Annotated in this window: 12 protein-coding genes; 5 read left to right on the top strand and 7 right to left on the bottom strand. The window is 61.4% G+C overall.

Features of this window, described 5'->3' with window-relative positions; all coding sequences use genetic code 11:
• Positions 1-60 precede the first annotated feature (60 nt).
• Complete coding sequence (gene recG / locus CO660_RS25685; RefSeq protein WP_097601124.1) at positions 61-2166, bottom strand: ATP-dependent DNA helicase RecG; 2106 nt, start codon at positions 2164-2166, stop codon at positions 61-63.
• A 92-nt stretch (positions 2167-2258) separates the two neighbouring features.
• Between recG and CO660_RS25680 the strand changes: the two genes are divergently transcribed.
• The 3 genes from CO660_RS25680 to CO660_RS25670 are packed head-to-tail and all read left to right on the top strand — an operon-like array spanning position 2259 to position 6547.
• Positions 2259-2564, top strand: a complete 306-nt coding sequence (locus CO660_RS25680; RefSeq protein WP_097601123.1) for a succinate dehydrogenase assembly factor 2 — start codon at positions 2259-2261, stop codon at positions 2562-2564.
• Entirely contained in the window at positions 2561-6067 is a 3507-nt protein-coding gene (gene mfd / locus CO660_RS25675; protein ID WP_097601122.1) for a transcription-repair coupling factor, read from the top strand. The genes CO660_RS25680 and mfd overlap by 4 nt, the downstream gene beginning before the upstream one ends.
• A 12-nt stretch (positions 6068-6079) precedes the next feature.
• Complete coding sequence (locus tag CO660_RS25670; RefSeq protein ID WP_085778156.1) at positions 6080-6547, top strand: OsmC family protein; 468 nt, start codon at positions 6080-6082, stop codon at positions 6545-6547.
• A gap of 38 nt (positions 6548-6585) precedes the next feature.
• Here CO660_RS25670 and CO660_RS25665 read toward each other — a convergent pair whose 3' ends face one another.
• The 3 genes from CO660_RS25665 to CO660_RS25655 are packed head-to-tail and all read right to left on the bottom strand — an operon-like array spanning position 6586 to position 9686.
• Positions 6586-7143 (bottom strand): GrpB family protein, encoded by a 558-nt coding sequence (locus tag CO660_RS25665; protein WP_097601121.1) that lies wholly within the window; start codon positions 7141-7143, stop codon positions 6586-6588.
• An 8-nt stretch (positions 7144-7151) separates the two neighbouring features.
• Positions 7152-7823, bottom strand: a complete 672-nt coding sequence (locus CO660_RS25660; RefSeq protein WP_097601120.1) for a DsbA family oxidoreductase — start codon at positions 7821-7823, stop codon at positions 7152-7154.
• A 60-nt stretch (positions 7824-7883) separates the two neighbouring features.
• Entirely contained in the window at positions 7884-9686 is a 1803-nt protein-coding gene (locus CO660_RS25655; RefSeq protein WP_097601119.1) for an extracellular solute-binding protein, read from the bottom strand.
• A gap of 288 nt (positions 9687-9974) precedes the next feature.
• On the opposite strand from CO660_RS25655, the gene CO660_RS25650 reads away from it, so the two are divergent.
• Entirely contained in the window at positions 9975-10640 is a 666-nt protein-coding gene (locus CO660_RS25650) for an invasion associated locus B family protein (RefSeq protein WP_064691599.1), read from the top strand.
• 321 nt (positions 10641-10961) lie between these two features.
• Here CO660_RS25650 and hspQ read toward each other — a convergent pair whose 3' ends face one another.
• From hspQ to CO660_RS25635, 3 genes are all read right to left on the bottom strand, one after another.
• Positions 10962-11291: a heat shock protein HspQ gene (gene hspQ, locus CO660_RS25645; protein ID WP_097601118.1), complete on the bottom strand. Its 330-nt coding sequence runs from the start codon at positions 11289-11291 to the stop codon at positions 10962-10964.
• Positions 11292-11449: 158 nt separating this feature from the next.
• On the bottom strand, positions 11450-12859 hold the full coding sequence (glnA, locus tag CO660_RS25640; protein ID WP_085778160.1) for a type I glutamate--ammonia ligase: 1410 nt from the start codon (positions 12857-12859) through the stop codon (positions 11450-11452).
• Between the two features lie 78 nt (positions 12860-12937).
• On the bottom strand, positions 12938-13276 hold the full coding sequence (locus CO660_RS25635; protein ID WP_015339877.1) for a P-II family nitrogen regulator: 339 nt from the start codon (positions 13274-13276) through the stop codon (positions 12938-12940).
• A 343-nt stretch (positions 13277-13619) separates the two neighbouring features.
• Here CO660_RS25635 and CO660_RS25625 point away from each other — a divergent pair, with 343 nt between their 5' ends.
• Positions 13620-15092, top strand: coding sequence for an NAD(P)H-hydrate dehydratase (locus CO660_RS25625; RefSeq protein WP_097601116.1), 1473 nt, complete (start codon positions 13620-13622; stop codon positions 15090-15092).
• The last annotated feature ends 15 nt before the right edge of the window (positions 15093-15107 follow it).

Genomic DNA, 15107 nt, shown 5'->3' with positions numbered 1-15107 from the left:
TCGCCCAAAAGTGTTTAGCGGTTTTGCGATAACGCCATGCATGGCGCGTAGTGGCGCGCTTCATCCTGCTCTCAGAAACCGGATCGCCTCATCTCGGCGGAAGAGATAGAGCAGGGTGCGGATCGCCTGTCCTCTTTCGCTGGTCAGTTCCGGATCGCGCTCAATGAGGTAGGCCGCATCCTTACGAGCAATCTCAAGCAGATCGGCATGCGCCTCGAGGCTGGCAATGCGAAAACCCGGCGTGCCGGATTGCCTTGTGCCGAGCAATTCGCCTTCGCCGCGCAGCTTCAGATCCTCTTCGGCGATGCGAAAACCGTCCTCCGTCTCCCGCATGATCGAAAGCCGGGAATGGCCGGTTTCGCCGAGCGGCCCCTTATAGAGCAGGATGCAGGTCGAAGCCTCATCGCCGCGCCCGACGCGGCCGCGCAGCTGATGCAGTTGCGCCAGGCCGAAGCGTTCGGCATGTTCGATCACCATGATCGTCGCATCCGGCACGTCGACGCCGACCTCGACGACTGTTGTGGCGACGAGAAGGCGGGTCTCGCCGTTCTTGAAGGCCATCATCGCCGCATCCTTCTCCGCGCCGCTCATGCGACCGTGGATGAGGCCGATATCGGGACCGAGCGCGGAGACGAGCGTCGCATGCCGCTCCTCCGCCGACATCAGGTCTAGTTCTTCGGACTCCTCGACCAGCGGGCAGATCCAGTAGGCCTTCTTGCCTTCAGCGATCGCCCCCCGCAACCGCCCGACGATTTCGCCTGTTCGTTCCATCGGCACGGTGATTGTCTGGATCGGCTTGCGGCCGGCCGGCTTCTCGGTGAGTTTGGAAACGTCCATGTCGCCGAAGGCAGCCAGCACAAGCGTGCGAGGGATAGGCGTCGCGGTCATGACAAGCATATGCGGCGAGATGCCCTTCGCCGTCAGCCGCAGGCGCTGGTGAACGCCGAAACGGTGCTGCTCGTCGACGACGGCGAGCATGAGGTTTGCGTAACTGACGCTCTCCTGAAATAGCGCATGCGTGCCGATGATGATCTGCGCTGCGCCGGAGCCGATGCGTTCCAGGATGTCTTCGCGTTCGCGCCCTTTGGTGCGCCCGGTCAGCACTTCGATGCCGAGGCCGGCGGAGGCGGCGAATTTCGAGATGGTCGCGTGGTGCTGCCGCGCCAGGATTTCGGTCGGCGCCATCAGCACGGCCTGGCCGCCGGCCTCGATCACCGCCGCCATCGCCATCAGCGCCACCAGCGTCTTGCCGGAGCCGACATCGCCCTGCAGCAGCCGCAGCATCCGCTCCTGACCGGCCATGTCCTTCAGGATCTCGGCGATCGCATCGTTCTGGCTTGACGTGAGCGAGAAGGGCAGCGCCTTCACGATCTTACTGCTGACCGCACCGGTGGCATGCACCGGCTGGCCCGCCACTTTGCGCAGCCTCTGGCGCACCAAGCTGAGCGACAGTTGGCCGGCCAGAAATTCGTCATAGGCAAGCCGCCTTCGGGCAGGGGCCTGTGGATCGACATCTGCGGGATCGCGCGGCTCGTGCAGCATATGAAAGCTGTCACGGATCGACGGCAGACCCTGCTTCTGCGTCAGCGTCAGGTCGATCCATTCCGGCATCTCCGGAAAGCGCGGCAGGGCGGCGTCGACAATCTTGCGCAGCGTTTTCGGCGAAAGCCCCGCCGTCAGCGGATAGATCGGCTCGACGAGCGGCAGGCTTTCGGCCTCCTCCGCTTTGACGATATAGTCGGGATGCACCATCGAGGCGCGGCCGTTGAACCAGTCGATCTTGCCGCTGACCGTCACCTCCGCATCGATGGGCAGCTGCTTTTCCAGCCATGCCGCCTGGCCGCGGAAGAAGACCAGCGTCAGCTCGCCGGTCTCGTCGTGCAGGAAGACCCGATAGGGGACATTGCTTTTGCCACGCGGCGGCACCTGATGCCGATCGACACGTGCGGTGATGGTGACGATCGCGCCCTGCGGCGCCCGGGCGATCCCCGGCTGATTGCGCCGGTCGATCAGCGAGAAGGGTGCGTGAAACAAAAGGTCGACGACCCGGCAATCCTCCGGCGTCTCGCGTCCGAGCAGCTTGACCAGCAGTTCGGCGATCTTCGGGCCGACGCCCGGAAGGCCCGAAACGGGAGAAAACAGCGGATCGAGAATGGCGGGGCGCATGCGGCCAAAATGCGATGAACAATGCCGCCTTGGCAAGGCTGACAACCCGCTTTCGAGGGTCTATAGAGGCGCATCAACAGGAAGGTAATGCCATGACAGGTGTCACGCTCACGAGTGCTGGTCTCGACCCGCGCCGCCGCCGGATCCTTTTCCGCTGCTGGCACCGCGGCATCCGCGAGATGGATCTGGTTTTCGGCCAGTTCGCCGAAGCCGAGCTCGCGACGCTGTCGGAAGCCGAGCTCGACGAGTTCGAAACGATTATGGCCGAGGAGGACAATGATCTGGTCCGCTGGATTATGGGAACCTGGCCAGTTCCAGAGCGTTTCCAGACTCCGATGTTTGCCAGGCTTGCCGCCTACAAGCCCGATTTCGACAAGCCCCTCAGGACGCCGGAATGATCCCTGGTTTTGATGCGAAGAAGCTTGCGGCCATTGCCGAGCCGCTGACGATCGGCAATGTGCCCGCCGGCCTCGAACCGCTGCTGCTCGCCGAGCTTGCCCGAGCGGGAGAGCCGGTGGCCTATGTCATGTCGGACGGCCATCGTATGGCCGATCTGGAACAGATGCTCGGCTTCGTCGCCCCCGACATTCCGGTTCTCACCCTGCCGGCCTGGGACTGTCTGCCCTATGACCGCGTCTCGCCGAGCGCCGATACCTCGGCGCGCCGGCTTGCCGCACTCGGCGGCCTCATCGCCCATCGCAAGAAGCTGCATGCCGCGATCGTGCTCGTCACCGCCAACGCCATGCTGCAGAAGGTGGCGCCGCATGATGTCATCGAAAGCCTGAGTTTTTCGGCCCGTCCAGGCAACCAGCTGCGCATGGATGATCTCGCCGGGCGCCTGGAGCGCAACGGCTTCGACCGCGTCGCTACCGTTCGCGAAGTCGGCGAATATGCCGTGCGCGGCGGCATTCTCGATGTCTTCGTGCCCGGTTCGGAAGAGCCGGTCCGCCTCGATTTCTTCGGCGATACGCTGGAGAGTATCCGCAGCTTCGATCCCGCCAGCCAGCGCACCACCGGCCAGGTGCGCTCCGTCGATCTCAACCCGATGAGCGAGGTGACGCTGACGCCGGATACGATCGGCCGCTTCCGCAAGAACTATCTCTCCGCTTTCGGCGCGACAACGCGTGACGATGCGCTTTATCTCGCCGTTTCCGAAGGCCGGCGGTATCCCGGCATGGAGCACTGGCTGCCGCTCTTCTACGAGAAGCTCGATACCGTCTTCGATTATCTCAGCGGCTTCCGCATCGTCACTGACCACACGGTGCGCGAAGCAGCCGAGGAACGCTCCAAGCTTGTCCTCGACTATTACGACGCCCGCCTCAATTCCGGTCAGCCGGCCAAAGGCCAGATGGCCCAGGGCACGCCCTACAAGCCGGTGACGCCAGGCCAGCTTTATCTCGACAGCAAACTCTTCGCCAAAACCCTCGACGCACTCGGCGCGATCCGCATCAGCCCGTTCAACGAGGTTGAGGGTGAGGCAAGGCGGGTCGTCAATGTCGACGCCCGCCAGGGCCAGCGCTGGGCTCGCTCGAATGCCGAAGGCGGAGGGGATGCCGAACGCATCAACATCTTCGACGTCGTCGTCAAGCATGTCGCCGACCGCCGCGCCGCCGGCGCGAAGGTGCTCATTACCGCCTGGACAGAAGGTTCGCTGGAGCGCCTGCTGCAGGTTCTGAACGAGCACGGCCTGGAAAAGGTCAAGCCTGTCGAGGCGCTGAAGGATATACGCTCGCTGGAGAAAGGCGAGGCCGCTGCCGCCGTGCTCAATCTCGAATCCGGCTTCGAGGCGGGCGATCTCGTCGTCATCGGCGAGCAGGATATTCTCGGCGACCGTATGGTCCGCCGCTCCAAGCGCCGCAAGCGCGCCGCCGATTTCATTTCGGAGGTCGCCGGCCTCGACGAAGGCTCGATCGTCGTTCATGCCGAACATGGCATCGGCCGTTTCATTGGGCTGAAGACCATCGAGGCGGCGGGCGCCCCGCATGCATGCCTCGAACTGCAATATGCCGACGAGGCCAAACTCTTCCTGCCGGTGGAAAACATCGATCTTCTCTCGCGCTACGGCGGCGAGGGCACCGATGCCCAACTCGACAAGCTCGGCGGTGGCGCATGGCAGATGCGCAAGGCCAAGCTCAAGCGGCGCCTGCTCGACATGGCCGATGCGCTGATCCGCATCGCCGCCGAGCGCCTTACGCGCCATGCGCCGATGCTGACGGCGCCGGACGGCCTTTACGACGAATTCGCCGCCCGCTTCCCCTATGACGAGACCGAGGACCAGGACAACGCCATCGACGCGGTGCGTTCCGACCTCGGCGCCGGCCGGCCGATGGACCGGCTCGTCTGCGGCGATGTCGGTTTCGGCAAGACCGAAGTGGCCTTGCGCGCCGCTTTCGTTGCGGCGATGAACGGCGTCCAGGTCGCGGTCGTCGTGCCGACGACCTTGCTCGCCCGTCAGCATTTCAAGACCTTCTCCGAGCGTTTCCGCGGCCTGCCGGTTCGCGTCCAGCAGGCCTCTCGCCTTGTCGGATCGAAGGAGCTGGCGCTGACCAAGAAGGAAGTGGCGGACGGCAAGACTGACATCGTCGTCGGCACGCATGCGCTGCTCGGCGCCGGCATCAAATTCGCCAATCTCGGCCTGCTGATCATCGACGAGGAGCAGCATTTCGGCGTCAAGCACAAGGAGCGGCTGAAGGAGCTGAAGAGCGACGTGCATGTGCTGACGCTGTCGGCGACGCCGATCCCGCGCACGCTGCAGCTCGCCATGACTGGCGTGCGCGAACTGTCGCTGATCACCACGCCACCGGTCGATCGCATGGCGGTGCGCACCTTCATCTCGCCCTTCGACAGCCTAGTTATTCGCGAGACGCTGATGCGCGAGCACTATCGCGGCGGCCAGAGCTTCTATGTCTGCCCGAGGCTTGCCGATCTGGCGGATGTGCACGCCTTCCTGCAGTCCGACGTGCCGGAGCTGAAGGTCGCCGTCGCCCATGGCCAGATGCCGGCCGGCGAACTGGAAGACATCATGAACGCCTTTTATGAAGGCCGCTATGACGTGCTGTTGTCCACAACCATCGTCGAATCCGGTCTTGACGTGCCGACAGCCAATACGCTGATCGTCCACCGCGCCGATATGTTCGGTCTTGCCCAGCTCTACCAGTTGCGCGGCCGCGTCGGCCGTTCGAAGGTGCGCGCTTTCGCGCTCTTTACCCTGCCGGTCAACAAGGTGCTGACGGCGACGGCCGAGCGCCGGCTGAAGGTGCTGCAGTCACTGGATACGCTCGGCGCCGGCTTTCAGCTCGCGAGCCACGACCTCGATATTCGCGGCGCAGGCAACCTGCTCGGCGAGGAGCAGTCAGGCCACATCAAGGAGGTCGGTTTCGAACTTTATCAGCAGATGCTGGAAGAGGCTGTCGCCGAGGTCAAGGGTGTCGACGAAATCCACGATACCGGCTGGTCGCCGCAAATTTCGGTCGGCACCACCGTGATGATCCCCGAGAATTACGTGCCGGACCTGCATCTGCGTATGGCCCTCTACCGCCGATTGGGCGAGATTACCGAACTCAAGGAAATCGACGGATTCGGCGCCGAGATGATTGACCGCTTCGGGCCGATGCCGATCGAAGTCCAGCATCTCCTGAAGATCGTCTACATCAAGTCGCTCTGCCGCACCGCAAATGTCGAAAAACTCGACGCCGGCCCGAAGGGTGTGGTCGTGCAGTTCCGCAACAAGGAATTTCCGAACCCGGCAAATCTCGTCGCCTATATCGGCAAGCAGGGTACGATGGCGAAGATTCGCCCCGATCACAGCCTGTTTCTGACCCGCGACCTGCCGACGCCTGAGAAGCGCTTGCAGGGCGCGGCAGTCATCATGACGCAACTGGCCGAGATGGCCAAGCAATAGAGGGAGACGGCTATGGCGACACATGCCGCGAGGATTGCCTGGCAGCGCAACGGCGAGATCTTCACCGACAACCGCTACAGCCGCGTCCATCGCTGGACCTTCGACGGCGGCATCGAGGTGAGGGCGTCCTCATCCTCGCATGTGGTTCCGTTGCCCTATTCCGCCGAGGATGCGGTCGATCCGGAGGAGGCTTTCGTCGCCTCGCTCTCCAGCTGCCACATGCTCTGGTTCCTGTCGATTGCCGCCAAGCAAGGCTTTTGCGTCGACAGCTATACCGATGCCGCCGAGGGCGTCATGGAGAAGAACAGCGAAGGCCGTCTTGCCATGACCGTGGTGACGCTAAGGCCGCATGTCGTCTTCAGCGGCGAAAAGCAGCCTTCGCTCGGCGAGCTCGACGCCCTGCATCATCGCGCCCACCACGAATGTTTCATCGCCAATTCGGTGAAAACCGAGGTGCGGTGCGTTCCGGTCTTGGGCTGAGCTGTCGCAAAAATTACGCGATACCAGGCCTGGGGCCTTCAATCGCCTGGCGGTTCTGACCAGCCGATCAGCTTTGCCCACTCATTGGCGCCGTCCATGATGATGTCGAACACCGGGTCCTTGATGTCGTAGTAGAAATCGACGTCGTCTGGAAACCTTTGGGCAAGCCGCTGCTTGATCAGGGCGTAGGCGCTTGCCGCTATCGGATGGGCGCGCAGGAAGTCGCGGCAAAGAAGAGAATATCGCTGGTTGAAACGGCCCTTCTCGCGGATGTGCAGATTCGCCGGACGCCCCTTGCTGCGATAGAAGGCTTTGCGCAGGTCGTCTTCGGCCAGATCAAGTTCCGGAGGGCAGTGATCGATGACGATCGGCCTGCGCTCGAAGCCCGCCTCTGCAAATGCGTCGGCGTCGACGTCAGCGAGATCGTTCACCGTCAGCTGAATATCGACGATATTTTTGGCGGGAAGCCCGGGAACTGCGGTCGAGCCGATGTGATGCAGGTATGCCCCGGCGGGCGCTGCTCCCATGATGGCGGATTTGAGGATCGCAAAATCCTCGACCCAGCTCTGCCGCGGCTCTTCGATCTCGATTCGCATCGATGGGCTCAGTTCAGCCCCGATCGCGCCTCGGCCTTTGCCTTTGCGATGTCGCGCAACGCGTTCGCCAGCACGTCAGGCGTCTGCGCGCCGCTCACGGCATATTGCTGGTCGAAGATGAAGAACGGCACGCCGTTGACGCCCATCTCCTGTGCCGCCTTGATTTCGGCGACGATCAGATCGCTATCGGCATTGGACGCAAGCAGCGAGGCGATGACCGACCGGTCGAGGCCGGCCTTCTCGGCGATGTCGAGCAGCACCGCATGGTCGCCGACATTGCGGCCTTCCTCGAAATTCGCCTTGAACAGGGCGGTGACGACCTTGTCCTGCTTCTCGCGGCCTTCGATCATCGCCCAGTGGATCAGCCGGTGGGCGTCGAGCGTGTTCGGGCCGATCTTGATCGCCGCGAAATCGAAGGCGATGCCGACTTCGCGACCGTAGTCGGTCAGCATCTTGTGCGCCTGCGCCACGCGCTCCTCGCCCCCGAGCTTCTCAGCCAGCGCCTTCTTCTGGTCGACGCCTTCCTTCGGGTAGTCCGGATTGAGCCGATATGGCCGCCAGTTGATGTCGACGCCGATCTCGTCCTGCACTTCGGCGATGGCGAGTTCCAGCCGTGCCTTGCCGAGATAGCACCAGGGGCAGACGACATCCGAGACGACGTCGATGGTGATGCGCTCCATGATGATGTTCCTTCTGTGTGTCTCCGGAAGAGACATTGGGCCGAAGTGTTTCGGCCGCTTCTATTGGGCGCTTGTATCCCACCAGACCGGCAGCTGGTAGCCGTAAAGCGGTACCGCGTCGGGATGGCCGATGCGCTTGCTGCGGGCAACCCACTGCTGGTCCATATGGTACAGCGGCAGCACGTAGTGGCTGGATAGCAGCAGCCGGTCGTAAGAGCGCACGGCGGCAGTGAAATCCTCTTTCGAGCGTGCTCGCAATACGTGATCGATCAGCGTGTCGAGATCGGGATCATTGGCGCCGGCAAAGCTATCCTTGCCCTCTTGAGTGCGCGCTGCCGAAGACCAGCGGCCGAGTTGCTCGGTTCCAGGCGACAGCGACGAAGTATAGGACTTGATGATCATGTCGTAATCGAAGCTGTTCGTCCGGCTCTGATACTGCGAATCATCGACTGTGCGAATCGAAGCCGCAATGCCGATCGTCTGCAGCGAACGCTGATAGGCGACGGCAAGCTTCTCCTGGTCGGCATTCTGCGTCATGATCTCGAACGCGAGTTGGTGGCCGGAGGTGTCGACCATCTTGCCACCCTGGATCGTATAGCCGCCCTGTTTCAACAATCCGACCGCCTGCTTCAGCACGTTGCGGTCACGGCCGGAGCCGTCGGTAACCGGCAGTTTATAGGTCCCGTTCAGAATCTCCGGCGCGATCTTGTCCTTGATCGGTCCCAGCAGAGCCAGCTCAGCTGAACTGGCGGGAACGCCGAAGCTCGAAAGCTCGGAATTCTGCCAGAAACTCTGGGTGCGCTTGTAGGCGCCGGAATAGAGGTTCTTGTTCGCCCATTCGAAATCGAACACCAGCGACAGGCCTTCGCGCACCTTTGGATCGGCAAAGATCGGCCGGCGCGTGTTGAACACGAAACCGAGCATGCCGCTTGGCAGTTTCGGCGTGAACACGTCCTTGAAGACGGCCCCAGAGGTGGCCGCCGGGAAATTGTAAGCGTTAGCCCAATGGCCGGGATTGCCGTCGGGATAGAGGTCGACGTCCCCCTTCTTGAAGGCCTCGAACAGCGTTGTATCCTGCAGAAAATACTGAACGGTTATCTGGTCGTAATTGTCGGTCCCCACCTTCGCGGGAATATCCTTGCCCCAGTAGGTTGGATCGCGCTCATAGGTGATACTCTCGCCGGGTTTCACCGTCTTCACCTTATAGGGACCGGAACCGACCGGCGGCGTCAGCGACGTACGGTCGAAGCTTTCCGGATCGATCGCATGTTTCGGCAATACCGGGAAAAGGCCGAAAATCAGCGGCGTCTCGCGGTCAGCCTTCTCATTGAAAGTGAAGCGCACGCTGTGTTCGCCAACCTTCTCCATCTTGGCGACGACTTTTAAGCGTTCGGAATAGGGCACACGTCCCTTGTCACGCATCAGCTCGAAGGTGAACATGACGTCCTCCGGCGTCACCGGCTGACCATCGGACCATTTCGCCTTCGGATTGAGGTTGAACTGGATGAAACTCCTGTCGTCGTCCCATTCGACCGTTTCGGCAAGCAGGCCGTAAAGCGTGAACGGCTCATCCCGGGAGCGCTGCATCAGCGATTCGTAGACAAGGTTTCCATATTCCGGATCCCACATGCCGCGCGCCGTCGTACGCATGCTCTTCAGGATGAACGGGTTGAGGTTGTCGAATGTGCCGACGACGCCATATGTGATCTTGCCGCCTTTTTTCACGTCGGGATTGACGTAGGGAAAGTGCTTATAGTCAGCCGGCAATGCCGGCCCGCCATGCATTGCTATGCCGTGCAGCGGCTCAGCGGCGACGGTGCCGCACAGCAACGAGAGGACGAGAGGGATGGCGATCCGGAGCATTCGGCGATCCTTGAATTCCGCGAAAAACGGGCATGATTCATGCCGGAGATTAGCATGGGGTCGACCGATTCCAACACGCAGGGGGCATTTCTTTCCGCGGCACATGAAATTGCGTCGCAAATCGCCAAAGAAATGCTGGATATCTTGAACGCTGCGATGTAACAGGTGAACCCGAAGTTTTGGGGTCATGCATTTGCCTTATTTTTCCATGAGGTGGAGTGCCGAACGACCCGATGGTTGGGGCAGCACGTCGCTGCTCTGAACGGATATCAGGAGACGGAATTCGTTATGATGTTCAAGTCTGAAAAGAAAATGCGGGCAGCACTGTCCGTTCTGGCAGTGATGTTCGGCGCCGCTTCGGCTCCGGTCTCCTCCTTCGCACAGGATGCGGCGGCACAGGCTCCGGCCGATGCTCCGGCACAGGCCGCTGGCGCACCGAAGCTTGGCTGGTACAAGACCTGCAGCAAGCAGGAAGACAACGACATCTGTGTTGTCCAGAACCTGATCCTCGCCAATGGCGGCCAGCTCGTCACGGCTGTCGGCCTGATTTCGGTCACTGGCAAGATCAACCGCAAGCTCCTGCAGGTCTCGGTTCCCACGGCACGCCTCATTCCTCCGGGCATCAGCATGCAAATCGATGGCGGCAAGGGCCAGAAGCTCGACTACGCCGTCTGCCTGCCGGACAAGTGCACTGCCGAAATTCCGCTGACCGACGCGATGATCGCCAGCCTCAAGAAGGGCAGCGATGTGATCTTCACCTCGATCAACTTCCGCCGCGCGCCGAACCCGATCAAGATTTCGCTCGAAGGCTTCACCGGCGCTTATGACGGCGAACCGGTTTCCGAATCGAAGCTCGCCGAAAGCCAGCGCAGCCTGCAGGAAGGCATGCAGAAGAAGGCTGAAGAAGCCCGCAAAAAGCTGGAAGACGCCCAAAAGGCTGCCAAGGCTCAGTAATCTAGCCGACAGGCTTGAACAAAAACCCGGCTTCGTGCCGGGTTTTTTGTTGGTAATCTCTGCGCTCTACGCGGATAGCCTCACCCTAACCCTCTTCCGTAAGACGGGGAGAGGGGACGTGCCATGCGAGAGTTTGCGGGGGGCGAGGGCTGCGGCATATTCCCTTTTCACCGCGAGCGGGGGTCCGCTGGACGGGTCGAGACGAGTGGCTCGACCCAGGTCGGTGTCGGCAGGCGGATAAGGGGCATCCCCCACCGTAGGCCAAAAGAAAGGCCTCGCCGGGAGATGCGAGGCCTTGTTGATGTCGTCGGTCATCCGCTCCTAGTGGGCGAAGCTCATCTTGGGTTTGAACTGCCCCGACGGGGCCTGATCGAAAATCTGGTAGATCTGAGGGTTGCGAAGCGGCGTGCCGCTTTCGTCATTCACCAGGTTCTGCTCGGAGACATAAGCGACATATTCGCTTTCGTCATTTTCGGCGAGCAGGTGGTAGAACGGCTGGTCCTTGCTCGGCCGCACCTCGGCCGGAATGGAATTCCACCATTCCTCCGTGTTCGCGAATTCCGGATCAACGTCGAAGATCACGCCGCGAAACGGAAATACCTTGTGCCGGACCACTTCGCCGATATTGAACTTTGCTAGTCTTTCTTTCATGGTACGACTTCCTTTCATCACCAAATTTGGTGATTGGTGCGGTGCAAATCAAGATTTTTGCACCAGCGCGTCACATGAACGTCATACCTCCTTCTGGCGTTCATGACCGGGGGAGGTGAAAGCCCCGGCGAACCGGGACTTTCCGTCATTGCGGCCAATCAGGCCGAATAATACATGTCGTATTCGACCGGATGCGGCGTCATTTCGAAGCGCATCACCTCTGCCATCTTAAGTTCGATGAAGGCATCGATCTGGTCGTCGTCGAAGACGCCGCCTGCTGTCAGGAACTTGCGGTCCTTATCGAGGCTTTCGAGCGCTTCGCGCAGGCTGCCGCAGACGGTCGGGATCTTTTTCAGCTCCTTCGGCGGCAGATCGTAGAGATCCTTGTCCATGGCCTTGCCCGGATGGATCTTGTTCTTGATGCCGTCGAGGCCGGCCATCAGCATGGCGGCAAAGGCGAGATAGGGGTTGGCAGTCGGATCCGGGAAGCGGACTTCGACGCGCTTGGCCTTCGGGTTGGAGCCGAACGGAATGCGGCAGGACGCCGAGCGGTTGCGGGCCGAATAGGCGAGCAGAACTGGGGCTTCATAACCCGGTACGAGACGCTTGTAGGAGTTCGTCGACGGATTGGTGAAGGCGTTGATCGCCTTGGCGTGTTTGATAATGCCGCCGATGTAGAACAGGCAGGTCTCCGAGAGGCCGGCATATTCGTCGCCGGCAAAAGTCGGCTTGCCGCCCTTCCAGATCGACTGGTGCACGTGCATGCCCGAGCCGTTGTCGCCGAAGATCGGCTTCGGCATGAACGTCGCCGTCTTGCCGTAGGCGTTGGCCACCTGGTGCACGACATATTTGTAGATCTGCATCTTGTCGGCGTTGCGCACCAGCGTATCGAACTTGATGCCGAGTTCGTGCTGGGCCGCGGCGACTTCATGGTGATGCTTTTCGACCACCACGCCCATCTCGGAGAGCACCGTCAGCATTTCCGAACGCATGTCCTGGGCGCTGTCAACAGGCGGAACCGGGAAATAGCCGCCCTTGACGCGCGGGCGGTGACCGAGGTTGCCGGTTTCATAGTCGGTGTCATCGTTCGACGGCAGTTCCGTCGAATCGAGCTTGAAGCCGGTATTGTAGGGATCGGCCTTGTACTTGACATCGTCGAAGACGAAGAATTCGGCTTCCGGGCCGACAAACACCGTGTCGCCGATGCCGGATGCCTTGAGATAGGCTTCGGCCTTCTTGGCGGTGCCGCGCGGATCTCGGTTATAGGCTTCGCCGGAAACCGGATCGAGAATATCGCAGACGATAACCATGGTCGACTGAGCGAAGAACGGGTCCATATGCACCGTTTCAGTGTCGGGCATCAGCACCATGTCGGATTCGTTGATGGCCTTCCAGCCGCCGATCGAAGAGCCGTCGAACATCACGCCGTCAGCGAACATGTCCTCGTCGACGCTGGCAACGTCCATCGTGACGTGCTGCAGCTTGCCCTTCGGATCGGTGAAGCGCAGATCGACGAACTTGACGTCGTTTTCCTGGATCTGCTTCAGAATTTCGCTTGCGGTCGCCATTAAATACCTTCCTCCAATTTGTGATAACAATGGGTGGGCGCGGTGACGCTATCGGACTTTGCGCGCTTGGCAAAGTGGTCAGATGGCATCGATGCCGGTCTCGCCGGTACGGATGCGGATAACCTCTTCGACGTTGGAGACGAAGATCTTGCCGTCGCCGATGCGGCCGGTCTGAGCCGCCTTGCGGATGGCCTCGATGACCGCCTCCGCGTTCTCGTCTGCCAGCACCACCTCGACTTTCACCTTCGGCAGGAAGTCGACGACGTATTCGGCGCCGCGGTAGAGTTCCGTGTGGCCCTTCTGACGACCGAAGCCCTTGGCTTCCGTGACTGTAATACCCTGCAGGCCGACTTCCTGAAGGGCTTCCTTCACTTCGTCCAGCTTGAAGGGCTTAATGATCGCTTCGATCTTTTTCATGAGAAAATGTCTCTCCGCTTCTCCTGTTATGGCAGGGATGTTCCCGCTCGCGGACATGATGCAGATATCGTGCCAGTTTGAAATCCGTCTGATTGAAAAAAGACGTCAATTTTGTCGAAACCGGCGCGTCTGTGGGTGATTTAATGTCGATTTGGTGACAAGAGAGGTGGAAAAACATCGCCATCGAAGAAAAATTGGCCGAAAACCGAAAAAGTCAGGTTTTCCGTCGACTGCAAAAGCAGGGTGCGAGTCGATTAAAATATAAGCAAATGCACAAATTTAGCCCCGTTGCGCGTCTCTTCAGGCGGTTGTTTTTTGTGCGTTTTTTGAATTGAATAGGCTCATGAGCAAACATCTCTCAGAGCTTCTGGTGACGCCTGCCGAAATGAGCGCCATCGATGCGGCCGCGGCTGCTTCGGGAATCGATTCCTTCGGCCTGATGGAAAGGGCGGGGGCCGCCGCCGCGGCTGCCGCGCTCAGGCTTCATCCTGGGGCGATGCGTTTCGTCGTGATCTGCGGCCCCGGTAACAACGGGGGCGACGCCTATGTCGCGGCAAGGCATCTGCTGGAGAGCGGAGCGACCGTGGCGCTTTTTCATCTCGGCGATCCCGCAAGGCTGAAAGGCGATGCCGCCCGCGCTCGTGCCGGCTGCCCATTGCAGGGACAGGAGCTCGGCCTCTACCGGCCGGAAGCCGGCGACGTCGTCATCGACGGTCTGTTCGGAGCAGGGCTCGGGCGCGCGGTGCCGGCCGATGTGGCCGCCTTGACCGAGCGTGTCGCCGAGGCCGGTATTGCAGTGCTCGCCATCGATTTGCCCTCCGGCGTCGATGGCCGCACCGGCAAGGTGCTGGGTGCTGCCTTCCAGGCTCGCAACACCATTACCTTCATGACCCGCAAGCCCGGCCATCTTCTGATGCCGGGCAGGGAGCTTTGCGGCGAGTTGGAGGTCTTCGGCATCGGCATTCCCGCCCGGATCATCCGGGCTGAGGCGGGCGGCGCCATCGCCGAGAACACACCTGAGGCTTGGAAGGCCGTGCTGCCGGCCACGCGGCTGGAAACCCATAAATACAAGCGCGGTCATCTCGTCGTTTTTTCAGGCGAGGCCGACAAGACCGGGGCTGCCCGTATGTCGGCGGTCTCCGGCTTGAAGGCCGGCGCCGGCCTGGTAACGATCGCCGCACCCGGCGCAGCGACGGCCGCCAATGCCGCGCATCTCACGGCGGTCATGCTGCATGCAGTCGATGACGAGGCAGACCTTGCGGAGTGGCTGTCCGACAAGCGGCTGCAGACCTTCGTCCTCGGTCCTGGCTTCGGCATCGGGGCAAGGGCGCGCGATTTCGTCGCTGCGCTTGCCGATCGCCGGCTCGTGCTCGACGCCGACGGCATCTCGTCGTTCAAGGACGATCCGCAACAGCTTTTCGCCCGGTTTCGCGGCGAGCTGCGTCTGGTGCTGACGCCGCACGAGGGCGAATTTTCGCGGCTCTTTCCCGATATCGGCGAGGACGACGCACTGGGGAAGGTGGACAAGGCGGTTGCCGCTGCCCGCCGCGCCAATGCCGCGATCGTCTATAAGGGCGCCGACACCGTCATCGCCTCGCCGGACGGGCGCGCGCTCATCAATACCAATGCGCCTGTCTGGCTTGCCACCGCAGGTTCCGGCGATGTGCTTGCCGGCATCATCGGCGGACTGCTCGCCCAGGGCCTGCCGACTTTCGAGGCTGCGGCTGCCGGCGTGTGGCTGCACGGAGAGGCTGGCCAGCGCGCCGGCAAGGGGCTGACGGCGGAAGAGCTCGCGGCCGAGGTGTTGCCACTTTAGCCCGGGCTAAGTCTC

It is taken from the genome of Rhizobium sp. L9 (assembly GCF_002531885.1).
Lineage (GTDB): Bacteria > Pseudomonadota > Alphaproteobacteria > Rhizobiales > Rhizobiaceae > Rhizobium.
The sequence above is the reverse complement of the archived record's forward strand: the minus strand, read 5'-3'. Positions and strand labels throughout refer to the sequence as shown.